The following is a 16334-nucleotide window of genomic DNA, read 5'->3' on the forward strand; positions in this document are numbered from 1 at the left end:
TAGATATAAGTCACGCTGCTGCGTGAAGGAATAGTTATCTATAGGTTTAGTCATACTGTTTGAAAATGATAGTTATATAAAATACGGACTAAGATCTCATCTTCAGCCTCTGTCTGGTTATTTCTCGAACGATTTGCATGTGCAACGGTGTGGGTATTGAGTGTTGAGTGTTGAGAGGCGAGAAACTTGAAAATCGAAACTTTTTACTAGTGTTTGAAGAGAGGAATATGGGCAACAATCGGACAGTGATCAGACAATTGGTATTGCTTGACATCTTCCTGTTCAAACGACAGTTGATAGACATTTTCCTGATCATTGATTTTACCAGCAATATCTTGCGACACGAGTATGTGGTCGATCAGCGAGCGATAAAGACGAAGTTGTACTTGTCCGCTAGTGTTGCTGACTCTAGCCCAGCAGTTGGCTTTGGTCTTTGCGGTGAGGTGGACCAATGGATGTTTTAGCCTACTATTCAGGTATGTTAGCAACCATTCGTTCGGATCATTTAATCGATGGTTGAAATCTCCTAAAATCATATAGCTTTGCTGCTTTTCTTGGCGTTGATTGATCCAATCAGCCAAAACATTCGTTTGACGCTTTAATTGTTTACACTGTTTATTCAAATTTTGTTGTTTCTTGCTGAAGCAACCGGATTTCAGATGAACGGACAGGAGATGTAGTTGAGTTTCATTATCAAGCTGGACGATGAGATAGCTGCCGTAGCGTAACTTACCGGTTTGGTTATTGGCGATACGGTTTAATTGATGAAGATCGCTGGGATCGGATACATCAAGATGGGAGCGAACAGCAAAGCCTGTGTATTGATTAGCGGTAAGGTACGATTCACTGGCTTTGTTACTACGATCTGAGAAGTAAAAGTGATATTCAGATTCGGGCACGATCTTTTTTAATACTGCGAGACTATCAACTTCTTGAAAGGCGAAAATGTCAGGCGAGAGAGTTGTAAAGATCGATCTCATTTTCTGGTAATCAAGATCACTGCGTCTACTCTCTGGGAATTGCTCTGATAAGCTCAGCCATTGCATGTTCCAGCTAACCAGGCTCACACTGGCAGACGCAATGTCGGCCGCAAGAGCAGGGGCTATGCTAAGCGTCAGCAAGAGACTGATGAAGTGAGTACGCACGCTGTAAGCCATTCGTTAAGGGTAATGCTTATACTATCGACGTTGACGATGAAGTTGTATGCGAGAAATGTCAGATATGCGGTGTTTATCATCTCGGAGTGCGGTCAAGTTGTTGTGTTGCCATTTCTCGCTGTTACTTGTCTCTAAAATCCACTGACGGTTTTGTCTGTTTGGATCAAAATCCAAGTAGCTGATAATGGAAAATGCAAGAGCTTTTTTTTCAAAAAGATAAAGTGATCGACAATAAATTTGTTGACAAAAAAGGTTTGCAAAAGAGGTTACATACAAAAATCTGGCACCGCTCAAAATCATCGCTCGTTCCCTGTACTGTCCTTTATAAAAAATGATTTAGATCAATGTTTGTTTTCCGGAATTCTCGCCTAATACACCACATATTGTATTACCCAGATCACTAAGCCCTATATTTTGTGTTTTAGTGACAGTGTCATGTTCGTAGGAGCCCCGTGTGAAGCCTGTTGTGATTAAGCGTGATGGATGCCGTTTGCCGTTTAATACTATGCGTATTAAAGAGGCTGTACTTAGTGCTGCCGAGTCAGTTGAAGCTATGGATGAGGCGTATGCTGCGTCGGTAGCTGACGGTGTGCTTTCTCAATTTATGTCTGTTGAGGAAGTGGATATTCACGCTATTCAGGACGCGGTTGAAAATCACTTGATGGTGGGCCCGCATAAAAATGTTGCGCGTGCTTATATCGAATATCGCCACGATCGTGATGTTGAGCGTGAAAAGAAAAGTACGCTAAGTGCAGAAATCTCTGGTTTAGTAGAACAAAGCAATGCTGATCTTCTAAATGAAAACGCAAACAAAGATTCTAAAGTGATCCCTACTCAGCGTGACCTGCTGGCAGGTATTATTTCTAAGCATTATGCGAAGAATCACATGCTACCTCGCGATATTGTTCATGCCCACGAGGCAGGACAAATCCACTACCATGATTTGGACTATTCGCCATTTTTTCCTATGTTCAACTGTATGATCGTTGATTTGGAAAATATGCTGACCAAAGGTTTCCGCATGGGTAATGCGGAAATTGATACACCAAAATCCATTCAGACGGCAACTGCTGTTACTGCTCAGATTGTTGCACAGGTAGCAAGTCATACTTATGGTGGCACAACATTGAATCGTCTTGATGAAGTGCTTGCTCCTTATGTGACAGCGAGTTACAACAAGCACTTGAAGACGGGTCAACAGTGGGACGTTCCGTGTGCAGAAGATTATGCGGAAAAGCTTACTGAGAAAGAAGTTTTTGATGCTTTTCAATCGCTTGAATATGAAATTAATACGCTTTTCTCAAGTAATGGGCAGACACCATTCTTATCAATCGGCATTGGCCTTGGTACTTCATGGGAATCTAAGCTGATTCAAAAAGCAATTTTTGAAAACCGTATTGCTGGTTTGGGTAAGAATAAAAAGACAGCCGTTTTCCCTAAATTGTTATTTGCCATTAAAGACGGCATCAACCATAAACCAAGCGATCCTAACTACGATATCAAGCAGCTTGCTCTTGAATGTGCATCTAAGCGTATGTACCCAGATATTCTTAATTACGACAAAGTTGTAGAGGTGACTGGTTCGTTCAAAGCACCTATGGGTTGTCGTAGCTTCTTGGGTAAATACATCGATGAGAATGGCAACGAAGTACATGAAGGTCGCAACAACCTTGGTGTAGTAAGCTTGAACTTACCTCGTATTGCTATCGAAGCTGATGGTGATGAAGCGAAATTCTTTGAACTCCTTGATGAGCGAGTTCAGCTAGTGCGAAAAGCTCTTGATACACGTATTGATCGCCTTCGTGGTGTGAAAGCTCGTGTAGCTCCTATTCTATACACAGAAGGTGCACTGGGGATTCGTCTTAATCCCGATGATGACGTATTAGATATTTTCAAGAATGGCCGCGCTTCCATTTCTATGGGTTACATTGGAATTCATGAAACTATCAATGCCCTTTACGCAGATAAAGGAGAACACATCTACGATAGCGAAGAGCTCCGTGAAAAAGGCATCGCAATTGTTAAGCGTTTAAAAAATGCGGTGGATTTGTGGACGCGGGAGACTGGCTGGGGCTACAGTTTATACAGCACGCCTTCAGAAAACTTATGTACTCGTTTTTGTTCATTAGATACAAAAGAGTACGGTGTGATCGATAACGTAACTGACAAAGGTTACTACACCAACAGCTTCCATCTCGATGTTGAAAAAACGGTTAACCCATACGATAAGATTGACTTTGAAATGCCATATCCTGCATTAGCGAGTGGTGGTTTCATTTGTTATGGAGAGTATCCAAATATTCAGAACAACATTGAAGCACTAGAGAACGTATGGGATTACTCGTATTCTCGTGTGCCTTACTACGGCACCAATACCCCAATTGATGAATGCTACGAATGTGGTTTCTCTGGTGAGTTTGATTGTACAAGTAAAGGCTTCACGTGTCCGAAATGTGGTAATCACGATCCGAAGAAAGTTTCTGTAACTCGCCGAGTGTGTGGTTATCTAGGCTCTCCTGACGCCCGACCATTTAACGCGGGTAAACAGGAAGAAGTTAAGCGTCGTGTGAAGCATATGTAAGCTAACTCGAATATAGCCGATTGATAGCAAATCAAACAATGTATACAGAAGTGCCTTAATGGCACTTCTTGCTTTTGGTGAATATATATAATGAATTACCATAACTATTATCCAGTTGATGTCATCAATGGACCAGGCACGCGCTGTACGTTGTTTGTCTCAGGTTGTGAGCACCAATGTCGAGGTTGCTACAATCAAAGTACATGGCGTTTGGACGCAGGGCATCTGTTTACACAGGCCATGGAAGATCAAATTATTCAAGACTTAAATGATCCCCGTATCAAGCGAAGAGGGTTATCGTTGTCTGGTGGCGATCCTCTGCATCCTGCGAATCTTGCGTCAGTATTACAACTGGTTAAACGGGTAAAAGCTGAATGTTGTGATAAAGACATCTGGTTATGGTCGGGATATGTGCTTAGTGAGCTCACAGAGCAGCAACAAGAGATTGTAAAGCTCATTGATGTGCTTGTGGATGGAAAGTTTGAAAAAGAGACGCAGGATCCGTCACTTGTCTGGCGTGGCAGCGAAAATCAGATCATTCATTATTTTCAGGATGTCTAATTATTCAGGTTTGTACATTCTATAACTATGGAGAAAACCATTTGATATTCATGAATATCAAACAAGTTTTTGATTTTACGTCGTTGCACAGGGACGAAAGTGAACTTATCCACTGTTTCTGTGTATAACCATGGGAAAAGGAAGTGCATGAATGTTGAGATATCTCTAGATGTGGTCGTTATGCACAAAAAACGGGCATTTATGTACGCCTGAAGCCAGCAGCTTAATCGTTATACTCAATATTTTTAATATCAATGAACCGGTGCTGTACAGCATGCCTATTATCTTTAATCCGGTGAAGAGCATTCCATTTTTGCTCGTCCCATTGGTCTGTTTTTTAATCGCTTATGCAGCGATGAGTTTTGGATTGGAGAGGCATCGGCTCTTCATTTTAAGTCTTAAGCTAAATGAGACCATTTGTTCTTTCATCCCAACCGTATCTAGGGTACATTCCCTCCCTTTCCTGATCCGTAGGGGGCCCTGATGGCACGTACAATTATCTATACCTATAAAAATCAAGAGAAAGAATTAACCTTCTCATACGAACAATACCGTAACATTCATGAAGCTGTTGCTGTTGAAGAAGGCATTGATTTAACAGAATTTCTCAAAATGGAACAGCAAATAGAAGCTGTTACAAAGAGTAGCAAAGCAGCAAGAGACTTTCGTGATAGTCACTTTCGAAAGTTAGGGTTCGGCAGAATTACGCTGGCTCAAAAAGAAAATCGTGGCGTAGGTAAAAAGTAATACACACGAAGTTTCTTAAGTGATTTTTAACCAAGTAACCTCAATATGCAGGACTCAGAGTGATGCGAGCATCTTGAGGTAACTTGGGTATACTCTCAACGTATTTGCGTGCGTCGTTTAAAACCAAGATAAACATAATACCCACCGATTGCGGCTATAACGTGTTTTATGGTGTGCCCGCTAATTCCTCCCAAGAAAGCATATATCTCGTCGTCATTCGATTCAGCCCACTTCGCTATCACATAAGCAATCAAAGCATACAGGTAGTATTGACGGAGTGAGAAGCGAGGTGAAAACAAATATAAAATTAGCGGAAAGTGGATAATAGGGATAACTTGCACCAGTACATAGGCTGCCATATCACCACGTCCGGTTATCTGGGTGCCGCTATACCAATAGATGACTGATAGCAGCCCATAGACTATCAGAGGAAAGAATAGCCATCGACCAGCATCTCGCGACACATACTCACTGAGCACAATGCAGTAAAGTGTTATAAAGGCGAGTGTGATAGGAATGCGGTCCAGCATTAAAGTGAAATGATTCGGGGTAAGGTGATAATAACTGGAACCGAAAAACGTCATTATCATGCTGATAAAGAAAAAAGGGTAAAGATTGGCAACAGCCGGTTCGTGAGCAACAGAATGACGAGCAGTAAAAAGCGACAGTCCTTTAAAACCAACCCACAAGAAGGGCAGGTTCGAGATAACGTTCCAAAAGTTTTGAATTCCTAACAGAGTGCGATTATCGGCATAATCGTAAAAATGACGACTTTGCCTGATAGGAGAATAAATCAAAGCCAGCAGGATCAGTACAACGGCGATACTAATAAGTAACAGCACTTTTTTATGATATGGAGATAATGTTTTCATTTATCGCCTTGATTTGCCATGACGATTACCTTGTTACACTCATTGGTCTTGTGAAGACAAAATGGAATCTCAGTAGGTAAAGGTCGTGTGATGGTGATACTTTCTGACAGACTCACGGGCTTCACGGGATGTATTGGCCAGCATAATGATCATTAACGAGGCTTTAAGCATTTTTATTTGTCTGTCCATATCAACATTAGCAAACATGAGCCGAAAGTTATCATTTCGGCTACAGAATCTTTCATAGAAAATTGTAAGAAACCTTGGGTTTCGGATACATCTAGCATAGCTGTCATTATAACGTTCATGAAACTCCATGCTGTCTCCTTTACGTATCTTTAATCGATTGACTTTAGCCTAAATGCTGGACTGCTGTGCATCTCGTGATTTTCTTCCCAGTATGTTGGGCAGTGCTTCCAGGGTACAAAGCAATAACCCAAACCAGATGAAGCTAAAACTGATGGCTTTGACCTGATCGAAGACCTCACCAAATAAGAACACGGCCAGAAAAAAATGCATACTTGGTTCGATATATTGCATAAGGCCAACCATGGTCAGACTGGTACGGTTGATAGCTAAGGCAAAGAAAATTAGCGGGCCCAGAGTGACAGGAGCTGAGCCGATATAAAGCAGTAGCGTTTGAGTATCAGATGACAGTGCCACGCTATTAGTATGAATGCTTTGCCAGAGCAGATAACCAAAGGCAAAAGGAGCCAGAATGGCGGCTTCAAGTGTCACAGAGGTGAGTGCATCGTAACGAATAAATTTTTTGCATAGGCCGTAAAGAGCAAAGAAGCTACCCATGATCAGTGCGAGCCAGGGGAGTTCACCATAGTGCCAAACCTGATAAGCAATACCGACTATAGCCAGAATAACGGCTATTTGCTGGGCTTTGGATAGACGTTCACCCAAGAAGAGAACACCAAGGGTAATCGCAAATAAAGGATTAATGAAAAAGCCTAAACTGGCGGCCAGAACCTGACCATGGGTGAGAGCCCAAGTGAAGGCATACCATGAAATACAACTGACAAGGCCGGCGACTCCAGACATGATCAGAGAGCGCTTATCAGAAAGTAATATGGCCAGAGAAGGTAGTGAACGGCGCAAAACCCGCATGACAATCAGCATAAATGGTACGGAGAATAGAATCCTAAATGCTAGTAATTCATTGGTATCAGCTTGCGGCAGAAACTGATAATACAGTGGCAAAAAGCCCCATAGAACAAATGAAAACGCGGCGAGTGCATTTCCTGCACGGCGAGATTGCATGGCAATAACCTAAAGATAAAAGTGGCAGGGTGTTTGAGTATGAAAACGCTATTTTCTCATCATAACAATTTTACTCAAAGCTTTTTGTGTGACATTTGCTTAACTGCATCTTGAGATTGGGTATCATTTTTGCTTCGCAATAATGGTATGCACTTGCCAGTAGTGTTGATCCCTTGTCAATGGGCCTTAGATAATGGGAATTCGTACAAGGAGTTGAGGTTTACAACCAATTAAAAAGTATAACGGTGGTTTTTAGTATTATTTAGTCACTTTTTGGAATGTGGGTGTTTAGATGTGGGAAATCCGGGGCGTGACGATTTATCTGGCGTGAATTAAATCTGGTATAGGCGTTGTTTAATGAAGAATTAATCACGCCATTGCCAGATTCAATGATAAAATAGCGCTATTAAGTGGCTTCAACTGTGAACCTGACGCCACAGCATGCCGAACAGGCGCTAGAAAAGAGAGAATAGAATGACTAAGTTAACTGCAGATATTCAAGCGAACAGTGAGCTATTTGTTACTGAAACACAAGAAACTCACGTGGTGTGGGGTCTGTGTAACGAAGAAGGTGACTGGTTATCTGTTGAATCTTCAGAATTTGAAGAATCTGAGGTCATGCCATTTTGGTCAAGCGAGGCAGACGCGAAGGTTCATTGTGTTGAGGAATGGGCTGAGTTTATCCCGACGGAACTGCCTTTAGATGTATTTGTTGAAGACTGGATGATCACACTGTCTGAAGATGGCGTACTCGTGGGATTAAATTGGAATGCAAACCTTGACGGTGCTGAAATTGAACCATCAGAAGTCGCGAAACTGTATCTGTAATACACCTTAAATGAAGAGCCACATCATCAGTAATGTGGCTCTAACCCTTGCGCCAATATATTTAGTCTATTCCCCCCCGCCATTGCTTCTACGATAACCACACTTAACTTTTTCATAACATAAAAAATCTAAGTGTTACCGGACGATAGAATTTCAACTATATTTAGAATGAGTGGTTAATAAGGGGATGATGTTATGGTTTTGTCTGAATGTCGTCAGTTATTTGCAGAACACACCTTGGTTGAAGCACGAGTCGTCCATGACTTCCTGAGTGCGGGCTGGAGCATTAACTTTAAAGATCATGAAGGAAATGAATATCCGCTAACTGATATCACGGGTGTACCCTGTAGCTATGATACATTAAAACAAGCAAAAGGCGTTATTCATCAGGTTGGGGATTGCCCCATTTCAGTGGATAGCTTATTCCGTTTCGCTGAACGTTAAAATGAACAAGAAAGAAATAGGGAAGTTATTGTTAAGTGGATTATGCTTCTCGCATGTTAAGTAAAAAAGAGCATCCGGTGGATGCTCTTTTAATTATATATATCCCTCAAGATGCCGAGTCTCGCCTCTGAAGGGGGAGGGAAGATTGAATCAGCTTGATTTTGCTTCAAACTGTTTTTTGGCTTTTTCTTTTTCAAGCTCTATACATTCGACTTCCGCATCCAGCTCAGCGATTTTATCTGCCATCAGCTTGTGACAGTAGTCTGCGAGTTCTCGTGCGTCTTGTATATCGTATTTGGTTATATCAATAGGGGCGAGCATCTCGGCAATAACCACACCATTATCTCGGCGGTTTAGATCTATTTTATTATGCGTAGTGCTGACACACATCGGGATGATCGGTACGCCAGCTTCAATCGCCATACGAAATGCCCCACTCTTAAAAGGCAGTAAGCCGCGACCTTTGCTGCGGGTTCCTTCGGGGTAAACCCAAACAGATAAATTGCGTTTATGAATGGCTTCAGCGACCTGCTGAATGGTATTGCGTGCTTTGGATTTATTTTCGCGATCAATCAGAATGTTCCCGGTGATCCAGTATAATGACCCAAAAAACGGCACCCATTGCAAACTTTTCTTACCGAGAGTGACGGTTCGTGGCTGCAGCATGCCAGGATCAGTTACAAAATCAAAGACGCTCTGGTGATTTGAAATGTAAACACTCTTGTCGATATTGGCGGCCTTTTCAGTACCGCGCTGAATAAGCTTTAAGCCTGCGATTTTGTGTAACTGGTTAAACCAACGGCAGAAAAAATAAACGTGTTTAGGATCGCGAGGGCTGAATAAGCAATAAATCAAAGCGAAAATGGTTGTAAAAACAACAAATATCGCCGCAATAACTAAGCGGATAAAAGAAAGCACACGGACTCCTTTGTCAAAAACTATAATCTCGTCAGGTCGAGACACTCAAAACGGATCTCGAAAAATAGACAAACCTACATCGGTCTCCTACGAGGGGCGTTTTTACTAAACACAACAACTAGCCAGTATAGGATTACCGTCGGTAAGTAAATCATCAGTCTGCATTATGAAAGCATTTGCTGATTTTAGCTAGATTATGATGCTATTTGCTTGGTTTTAAGCCATTCGTGGATATCGATCGGACGTTTTATATCCAGTTTAGGTCGGCTTGGCTGGATTAATAATCACTGGCGAGACTATCAGTATCGTCATAAAGGCGACAAATATCAGAATTGATGTAGATCGTTCATTTTTATCATGACATCACTCGCACAAGCCAACGTCGAATAAGAATCTTCTGGATATTCTTCCTTATATAACCCCTAAATGTCTAACATATCGGCACAGCTAATGTGCATGATTTATTAATTTGCAATTATTATCTGATGTTGTGTGAAGTTTGAGGCTAGCGCGAGCATAGTCTCTTTTTTTGTTCTGAGAATAGACATTCTATGTGTTCTCGCCTAAATATTTAGTCATGTTATAGCGTTCAAATGCAATATTGTTTCTTAGTGAGATTTCTGTTTCTACTGATATAAAGCCCATTTTTTTAAACAATCCTTTTGATATTATGCTTGCGGTTACACTGATGAAAGCTTGTTTGTCGGCGATGGCGATTGCTTCCAGATGCTTATAAAGCTGTTGTCCGATCCCTTGACGTGAGAACTCAGGTAAAACATAGAGTAATGTTAGGTGATTAGTGGGATGAAGCTGAGCGAATCCAAGCGGTTTTCCCTGATGGTCTATTGCTAGATAGGTGTGCCCTTGCTTTAGCATGGCCTGAAATTCATCAAAATGCTGTACAGGGAAATTAGCCCACATCTCAATCTGTGGTTGGCTGTAATGTTCTCTACCGGAAATTGTAGCTGCTCGGGTGTATATTCGAGCAAGGACCGGTGTATCTTCGACTTCAAATGGACGGAGAGTAAAAGCTGTCATAAAGTTACTCGTCGAATGAGTTATTGGCGTTTGTCATGCCAGTCTATGAAGCATGATAAGGGGGGTGATTACTTTTATAGCACTTAACTTGTTGGTGCGTCAGTAAGACTATTCTATTACAGGCAGGTTGTACCATAATGATGACTATATTCAAACTACCTTAAAATGCAGAATTCAGTGAAGAATATTTATCATAAAGCCTGGCTTGGATTTTTGCTCTCGATCATCGTCGGGTGTTCTTCCACTGATTCGATCCAGCCGCCTGATTCAGCTTCTCAACCCGCTGATAATGCTATTTATCAAGATAAAAAAGACCGTCCGCTCCGTTCTGCAGAAGCTTACGATCCCTCCGGTACATTTGATTATGTTTATGATGCTTGGAAAGGCACACCCTATCGGTTAGGGGGGACAAGTAAACGAGGTATTGATTGCTCTGCTTTTGTACAGGTGGGTTATTTCAGTGTGTATGACAAAATGTTGCCGCGAACAACGAGTGAACTGGTGAAGTTGGGGCAATCAGTTTCGGTTACTAATGCTAAGGAAGGAGATTTGGTTTTTTTCAAAACGGGTTATCGCTTACGGCATGTCGGCATTTACCTAGGCAATTCAGAGTTCTTGCACGCATCGACATCGCAAGGTGTCATTATCTCCCGCTTAGATAATCCATACTGGCGTCGAGCATTCTGGCAGGTACGCAGAATTAACTGACAAATTTACAGATCTAAAACATAACCACTGGTAAATCTTACCTCCTATCGTTATTTATATCGGCTAACCTTTTTCAGTTTACCTTAATAAATTCGCAAAAAAGCGCGGCTGCAACCATACTTTTGCTGTAGAAGGAATACCAATCTCACGAGTTGACCGGTTGTGTATCGATCGGATGAGCAATGGAGTTGGTATACATTACTCAGGAGGTAATTATGGCCATGGCAATTACTGTAGGGCAATTTCTGAATAGTCATAATATTGATTTTAGCCTTACTCATCATCGTCATACCGATACATCATTCAGCTCAGCGATTTCGGCTCATGTGCCGACGGCGCAAGTGGCTAAATCTGTGCTGTTAAAAGATCAACAAGGTGACTATTTGATGGCAGTGGTTCCGTCAAACCGTCGAGTGATGATCGATAAGATTAATCGGATGACGGGAAAACAGTATTTTCTTGTCGCTGAACATGAGCTCGCTCAGGTTTTTCAGGATTGTGAACCAGGCGCAGTCCCTTCAATAGGCCAAGCCTATAAAGTAGGCATGTTGATTGATGACTTGTTATTGGAACAAGAGGATATCTATATTGAATCGGGCGATCATGAAAACCTGATTCACTTAGATAGCAAGCAGTTCCATAAAATTATGCAAGATGTTAAACATCAAAATATCAGTGGCTATCGCATGTTGTTTTCTCAGCAACATGATGGCAGGCATTGGGAATGGGAATAATGTGCTTGAATGCACCCGGCAAGCCTGCTTGTTTGCCGGGCGAGTTAGCCTGTATAGCAAATAGCTGCCTGACAAAAGCCATTGAATTCTCGCTGTACTCTGCATCTTGACGCGGTTTGGGTATATAATAGTGCCAGTGAAATTCGACACACATTGAATGTAAGAAAGAGATTTATCATGCAAGATGATTTAAACCTGATTAATCAAGACGAAGTAAATAAAGAACCTGAATTGCCAATCCCTTCAATGGAAGAGCAAAAGCGTATTGTTGCTGAGTTGAAGCGCCTTGAAGATACCGGCGAACTAACACCTGAAATTCTTGAAGAATTCATGACAGGCAAACGCAGTTAGACCAAAACAGTTAAGCTTAAACAAGCTTTTCATCGAAACGGCCTCATTACGAGGCCGTTTTTAACTCTGCTGATTGGTATTTCGTTTTGGGCTTTACAACAGGATTAGTGCTTAAGAGGTCAGCAATATCAAGCCTTATCGAGTAAAAGCGTATGTAACTCAGTTAATGATGCCACCTGATAGTGGGGCTCTATCCCTTCTGGTGCATCATGACCATGAACATTTAACCAGCAGGTATCTATTCCGGCATTTAGGCCACCAAGGATGTCGGAATGTGGGTTATCACCAATCATCAGCACTTGATCTTTATCCGGGTAACCCATTTGTTCAAAAGCATATTCGAAAATGCCTAGATCCGGTTTGGCGACTCCGACTTGCTCCGAAATGATCAGAGAAGAGAAGTGGTCTTGCAATCCGGTTCGCGCCAAACGAACATGTTGTAGTTCGGTAAAACCATTGGTAATGATCCCCAGGTTGGCCTTTTTTGTAAGGGCGGTGATCAGTTTTTCTGCGCCGGGCAGGAGGGTGCAAATGTCAGCCATTGCCGTTAAAAATGCACTATTAAGCGTTTGAGTTGTAACACTCAGTTTCTCAGCCCAGGACTCAAAACGTATGTTTTGCAGTTGTTGAGCGGTGATTTTTCCATCTTGATAATCAATCCATAATGGCTTATTAACCGTTTGATAGAGGGTAAAATCGTGTTCAGTAAAATTGATATCAAAGCGTGAGAACATCAGTTGCAACCCTTTAAATGCATCGAAATGAAACAGGGTTTCGTCTGCATCAAACAGTATCCATTGGTATTTCATTATTCCATTTCTCCAATCATTCGCGGTACTTTGACAGGGTGCTTTATGAAATGACATTCTAATCTAATTCCCTAGCAATACATCAATGAAAATTGTTGTAAAAATCATCCTCTTGATTGGTTGGCATGCTAAGGTGTCGATTTGTGAGTGCTTTTAATGGTCGTTGCGATTGTGATTTCCGGTTTGGCGGCTGTTATTTACCATTTTATTAATTAGTTCTGTTTTTGCCCTGGCGATTACGGGTCTAAATTTTTAAGTGTTGGAATGGATGACTTCGTATCAAAACCGGTTTGTCAGAAAACCCTGGCACAGATGCTGGATAAGTATCTGACGGCATCGCAATCTATCAAGTAAGATTAGGGAAAGATTGGAACATGTGTATTGACTTTATAGTCAATAAATAACGGGCAAGCTTGTGTCTTTAACAGGGCGATGCTTTTCCTAATCGTTCTTCGGCTATTGGTGGTTTTCATAGAGCTTTTCTAGTGCGACAGATAGGCCATTCTCAGCCACAATGCGAATGTGGCTTTTATTGAGGTTTCTGGCATTCGTGACGCCACATGAGTGGGCAATTAATCCCAACCCGTAAAGTATGTGTTTGTTATAGTTAGCCACTCGCTGAGTTTTGTCTTTTACGTTCAAGCCCTGTTGTAACCGTTTGTTGTGGGTGGTGATCCCTGTTGGGCAGGTGTCTTTATTACATTGCAGCGTCTGGATACAGCCTAATGCAAACATATGTCCACGAGCTGAAACGATAAAGTCTGCGCCTAATGCAATAGCCCAGGCAACTTTTGACGGCGTGATAAGTTTGCCCGAAGCGATGACCTTAATTCGGTCTTTAAGTCGATGGCGCTCTAATCGCTCTATTACTAAAGGCAAACTTTCTTTCAATGGCAAGCCAACATAGTCCATCAAAGGCTGAGGAGCGGCACCTGAACCGCCATCTGCGCTATCAATCGTAATAAAGTCAGGCGCACTTTGCTCACCACGACGCTTGATTTCGGTCAGTAAATCGTCAAACCAGCTGAGTGATCCAATGACGGCTTTAAATCCTACTGGCTTACCAGTGAGATCTCTTATTTGCGCAATCATATTGAGTAGATCACCTACACTACGTATCTCTTTGTGGCCATTAGGGCTGATTGAGTCATGACCTTGGGGAATACCTCGAATTTGCGCTATTTCGGCGGTGACTTTTCGTCCCGGAAGTATCCCGCCTTTGCCGGGTTTTGCGCCCTGACTCATTTTTATTTCAAACATTTTGACTTCAGGATGAGCCGCGATTTGTTGGAGTTTCTCTGTGCTTAAATTCCCTTCTTCATCACGAACACCGTACTTGGCAGTACCAATTTGAAATACAATATCGGCCTTACCTTCGAGATGGTAGGGACTCAGCCCGCCCTCACCGGTATTTAACCAGCAGCCTGCTAGCTTAGCACCGTGTGATAAGGCCTGAATGGCTGGTTTAGAAATAGCGCCGTAACTCATGCCAGAAATATTAAAGATGGAGCTGGTGGTGAAAGGGTAGCGGCAACCTTCACCTATCGTAACGGGGCCGGGTGCGACAGCATCTTCTGCAAGAGTCGGAAAGGCACAATTCATGAACATGATCGTTCCGGTTGGATCCAAACAGCGTGTTGAGCCAAAAGCGATGGTGCGATCGACATTTTTTGCGGCCTTGTAGACCCAACTGCGCTCGGCACGATTAAAAGGCATCTCTTCACGATCCAGGGCAAAAAAGTACTGACGAAAAAACTCGCCTTGCTTTTCAAAAAAGTAGCGAAAACGTCCGATAACAGGGTAATTGTGACGAATGGCTTGCTTGTGTTGGCTGATATCGACGATATAAAGATAGATAATCACGAGCACACCAGTGCCTACTACAAGAATGAACAGGTTTGATAAAAAATGAACGCTTAACATTATGAAATCACTCATAACCTACTCTCCATCAGTCGATACCGTAATAGTAGATTAGAAAAGTAGAAGGTGAGTAAATTTCAAATGAAAAAGGGCACAGGCAGTGCCCTCTGGTTGAGCTGGCTGATCTTAGGAGAAGTTGTTAGATATGGATGTTAAACCGTTGTTGCGTGTTGCTCTGCGCCTCGCAGCATGGCATGGATTAACTCATTCGCTTCGAATTTGGTCAATGCTTCATGAGCACCAACCTGATGTGCCTGCGATACACTGATTTCACTTGAGAGAGAGGTATGCAGAATAATGTAAATAGTGTTCAGCTTATCGTTATTCTGAACCTCAAAAGCCAATTCATAGCCATCTAAGCCCGGCATTTCGATGTCACTGACAAGAATATTAAATGGTTCACCAGCTTCTGCGGCTCGTTTCATCATATTCAGAGCATCTAGACCGTTAGTGGCAATGAAATAAGGAATGCTGATGCTATCTAAAGCTTGTGATAGCTGACGTCTGGCAACAGCAGAATCATCAACAAGCAGAATTTTCAACGGTCGTAGCATTTCCCGCTCAATATCTGTTAATACCGGATGCAAGCTATCTGGATCTGCAGGGAAGATTTTTGACATCAGCAGTTCAACATCAAGTAACTGAACTAGCTTGTCCTCGACTTTGGTGACACCAGTGACAAAGACGTTATTGCCGAGAGAGGCTGGCGGCGCATCGATATCGTGCCAGTTACATTCGGTTATTTTATTGATCCCACGAACCAGAAAACCAACCAGCTTACGTTGACAGTCAGTGATGATGATATAGCACTTTTTAATTTCATTTTTGCTGAGTGGTGGATAACCAACGGCTTTAGCCATATCGATCACAGGCAGAGTGACTCCCCTCAGGCTGGCAGCTCCTAATACCGTAGGATGAGAATGAGGTATTGATGTGAGTTTTGTATAGGGAACGATCTCTTTAACCTTGAGGGTACCAATAGCAAAAGACTGGTTTTGAGTGAGTTGAAAAAGCAACATGCCCTGAGACTGATTGGTTGCGCTTTTAATCATTTTTCGATCCCTTAATCACAAGCTAGCAGCATACTTGATGCGTGGAATATAACACTTTGAAGCATAGTAACCTTTTAAATCCGGTATAGGAATTATGGTTATCAATTTTCTGGTTATTTATCATTTGCAGGGTTTCTTTCGGAGGTTGTTTTTTTTTGTGAAATATCCTTGTGGGGCATCCGTATTGGCATGGTATGCAGCAACAGTAAATGGGATGAAGGCGGAAAAATCATGGAATATTGTGGAAACATTTCATTATTCATTCAGCGTATATCAAATATTCTGAACTTTTCTTCGCGAAGAAAAAAAACATCGTTAACACTAGTGAAGCATTAGCAAGTC

16 protein-coding genes are annotated in these 16334 nt (G+C 42.1%); 8 read left to right on the top strand and 8 right to left on the bottom strand.

The features are described from left to right. Window positions 1–206: 206 nt before the first annotated feature. Window positions 207–1157, bottom strand: a complete 951-nt coding sequence (locus C9I89_RS10350; RefSeq protein WP_107283275.1) for an endonuclease/exonuclease/phosphatase family protein — start codon at window positions 1155–1157, stop codon at window positions 207–209. A gap of 454 nt (window positions 1158–1611) precedes the next feature. On the opposite strand from C9I89_RS10350, the gene nrdD reads away from it, so the two are divergent. The 3 genes from nrdD (at window position 1612) to C9I89_RS10370 (ending at window position 5046) form a co-directional block, all read left to right on the top strand. Then, complete coding sequence (gene nrdD / locus C9I89_RS10360) at window positions 1612–3738, top strand: anaerobic ribonucleoside-triphosphate reductase (protein WP_107283277.1); 2127 nt, start codon at window positions 1612–1614, stop codon at window positions 3736–3738. A gap of 90 nt (window positions 3739–3828) precedes the next feature. Next, entirely contained in the window at window positions 3829–4299 is a 471-nt protein-coding gene (gene nrdG / locus C9I89_RS10365) for an anaerobic ribonucleoside-triphosphate reductase-activating protein (RefSeq protein WP_107283278.1), read from the top strand. Window positions 4300–4782: 483 nt separating this feature from the next. Beyond that, on the top strand, window positions 4783–5046 hold the full coding sequence (locus C9I89_RS10370; protein ID WP_107283279.1) for a DUF2960 family protein: 264 nt from the start codon (window positions 4783–4785) through the stop codon (window positions 5044–5046). Window positions 5047–5141: 95 nt separating this feature from the next. Here C9I89_RS10370 and C9I89_RS10375 read toward each other — a convergent pair whose 3' ends face one another. Both C9I89_RS10375 and rarD read right to left on the bottom strand, forming a co-directional pair. Further along, the gene (locus C9I89_RS10375) at window positions 5142–5918 is read right to left on the bottom strand and encodes a hypothetical protein (RefSeq protein WP_107283280.1); all 777 of its coding nucleotides are present in this window, start codon (window positions 5916–5918) and stop codon (window positions 5142–5144) included. Window positions 5919–6275: 357 nt separating this feature from the next. Then, window positions 6276–7187: an EamA family transporter RarD gene (rarD, locus tag C9I89_RS10385; protein WP_107283282.1), complete on the bottom strand. Its 912-nt coding sequence runs from the start codon at window positions 7185–7187 to the stop codon at window positions 6276–6278. Window positions 7188–7661: 474 nt separating this feature from the next. Here rarD and C9I89_RS10390 point away from each other — a divergent pair, with 474 nt between their 5' ends. Both C9I89_RS10390 and C9I89_RS10395 read left to right on the top strand, forming a co-directional pair. Next, the gene (locus C9I89_RS10390; RefSeq protein WP_107283283.1) at window positions 7662–8015 is read left to right on the top strand and encodes a DUF2750 domain-containing protein; all 354 of its coding nucleotides are present in this window, start codon (window positions 7662–7664) and stop codon (window positions 8013–8015) included. A gap of 195 nt (window positions 8016–8210) precedes the next feature. After that, window positions 8211–8459, top strand: a complete 249-nt coding sequence (locus tag C9I89_RS10395; protein WP_107283284.1) for a hypothetical protein — start codon at window positions 8211–8213, stop codon at window positions 8457–8459. A gap of 150 nt (window positions 8460–8609) precedes the next feature. Here the strand turns inward: C9I89_RS10395 and C9I89_RS10400 are convergent, their stop codons facing one another. Next, complete coding sequence (locus C9I89_RS10400) at window positions 8610–9377, bottom strand: 1-acylglycerol-3-phosphate O-acyltransferase (RefSeq protein WP_107283285.1); 768 nt, start codon at window positions 9375–9377, stop codon at window positions 8610–8612. Window positions 9378–9926: 549 nt separating this feature from the next. Further along, complete coding sequence (locus C9I89_RS10405) at window positions 9927–10415, bottom strand: GNAT family N-acetyltransferase (RefSeq protein ID WP_107283286.1); 489 nt, start codon at window positions 10413–10415, stop codon at window positions 9927–9929. 165 nt (window positions 10416–10580) lie between these two features. On the opposite strand from C9I89_RS10405, the gene C9I89_RS10410 reads away from it, so the two are divergent. From C9I89_RS10410 to C9I89_RS10420, 3 genes are all read left to right on the top strand, one after another. Next, window positions 10581–11123, top strand: a complete 543-nt coding sequence (locus tag C9I89_RS10410) for an NlpC/P60 family protein (RefSeq protein ID WP_107283287.1) — start codon at window positions 10581–10583, stop codon at window positions 11121–11123. Window positions 11124–11338: 215 nt separating this feature from the next. Beyond that, window positions 11339–11857 carry an aminoacyl-tRNA deacylase gene (locus C9I89_RS10415; RefSeq protein WP_107283288.1) on the top strand — a complete coding sequence of 173 codons (519 nt, stop codon included), beginning with the start codon at window positions 11339–11341 and terminating at the stop codon, window positions 11855–11857. 177 nt (window positions 11858–12034) lie between these two features. Beyond that, complete coding sequence (locus tag C9I89_RS10420; RefSeq protein ID WP_107283289.1) at window positions 12035–12208, top strand: restriction endonuclease subunit S domain-containing protein; 174 nt, start codon at window positions 12035–12037, stop codon at window positions 12206–12208. Between the two features lie 128 nt (window positions 12209–12336). Here the strand turns inward: C9I89_RS10420 and yjjG are convergent, their stop codons facing one another. From yjjG to C9I89_RS10435, 3 genes are all read right to left on the bottom strand, one after another. Beyond that, window positions 12337–13017, bottom strand: coding sequence for a pyrimidine 5'-nucleotidase (gene yjjG / locus C9I89_RS10425; RefSeq protein WP_107283290.1), 681 nt, complete (start codon window positions 13015–13017; stop codon window positions 12337–12339). Between the two features lie 456 nt (window positions 13018–13473). Beyond that, window positions 13474–14955: an FMN-binding glutamate synthase family protein gene (locus C9I89_RS10430; protein ID WP_107283291.1), complete on the bottom strand. Its 1482-nt coding sequence runs from the start codon at window positions 14953–14955 to the stop codon at window positions 13474–13476. A 137-nt stretch (window positions 14956–15092) separates the two neighbouring features. Continuing rightward, window positions 15093–15992, bottom strand: coding sequence for a chemotaxis protein (locus tag C9I89_RS10435; RefSeq protein WP_107283292.1), 900 nt, complete (start codon window positions 15990–15992; stop codon window positions 15093–15095). Window positions 15993–16334 lie beyond the last annotated feature (342 nt).

The sequence above is a fragment of the Photobacterium lipolyticum genome (assembly GCF_003026475.1).
Taxonomy (GTDB): domain Bacteria; phylum Pseudomonadota; class Gammaproteobacteria; order Enterobacterales; family Vibrionaceae; genus Photobacterium; species Photobacterium lipolyticum.

Coding starts and splice junctions, on each gene's coding strand:
- C9I89_RS10410 (WP_107283287.1), top strand. CDS start 10,581: ATGCAGAATTCAGTGAAGAATATTTATCATAAAGCCTGGCTTGGATTT.
- C9I89_RS10395 (WP_107283284.1), top strand. CDS start 8,211: ATGGTTTTGTCTGAATGTCGTCAGTTATTTGCAGAACACACCTTGGTT.
- C9I89_RS10390 (WP_107283283.1), top strand. CDS start 7,662: ATGACTAAGTTAACTGCAGATATTCAAGCGAACAGTGAGCTATTTGTT.
- C9I89_RS10370 (WP_107283279.1), top strand. CDS start 4,783: ATGGCACGTACAATTATCTATACCTATAAAAATCAAGAGAAAGAATTA.
- C9I89_RS10415 (WP_107283288.1), top strand. CDS start 11,339: ATGGCCATGGCAATTACTGTAGGGCAATTTCTGAATAGTCATAATATT.
- C9I89_RS10420 (WP_107283289.1), top strand. CDS start 12,035: ATGCAAGATGATTTAAACCTGATTAATCAAGACGAAGTAAATAAAGAA.
- C9I89_RS10405 (WP_107283286.1), bottom strand. CDS start 10,415: ATGACAGCTTTTACTCTCCGTCCATTTGAAGTCGAAGATACACCGGTC.
- rarD (WP_107283282.1), bottom strand. CDS start 7,187: ATGCAATCTCGCCGTGCAGGAAATGCACTCGCCGCGTTTTCATTTGTT.
- C9I89_RS10435 (WP_107283292.1), bottom strand. CDS start 15,992: ATGATTAAAAGCGCAACCAATCAGTCTCAGGGCATGTTGCTTTTTCAA.
- yjjG (WP_107283290.1), bottom strand. CDS start 13,017: ATGAAATACCAATGGATACTGTTTGATGCAGACGAAACCCTGTTTCAT.
- C9I89_RS10430 (WP_107283291.1), bottom strand. CDS start 14,955: ATGAGTGATTTCATAATGTTAAGCGTTCATTTTTTATCAAACCTGTTC.
- C9I89_RS10375 (WP_107283280.1), bottom strand. CDS start 5,918: ATGAAAACATTATCTCCATATCATAAAAAAGTGCTGTTACTTATTAGT.
- nrdG (WP_107283278.1), top strand. CDS start 3,829: ATGAATTACCATAACTATTATCCAGTTGATGTCATCAATGGACCAGGC.
- C9I89_RS10350 (WP_107283275.1), bottom strand. CDS start 1,157: ATGGCTTACAGCGTGCGTACTCACTTCATCAGTCTCTTGCTGACGCTT.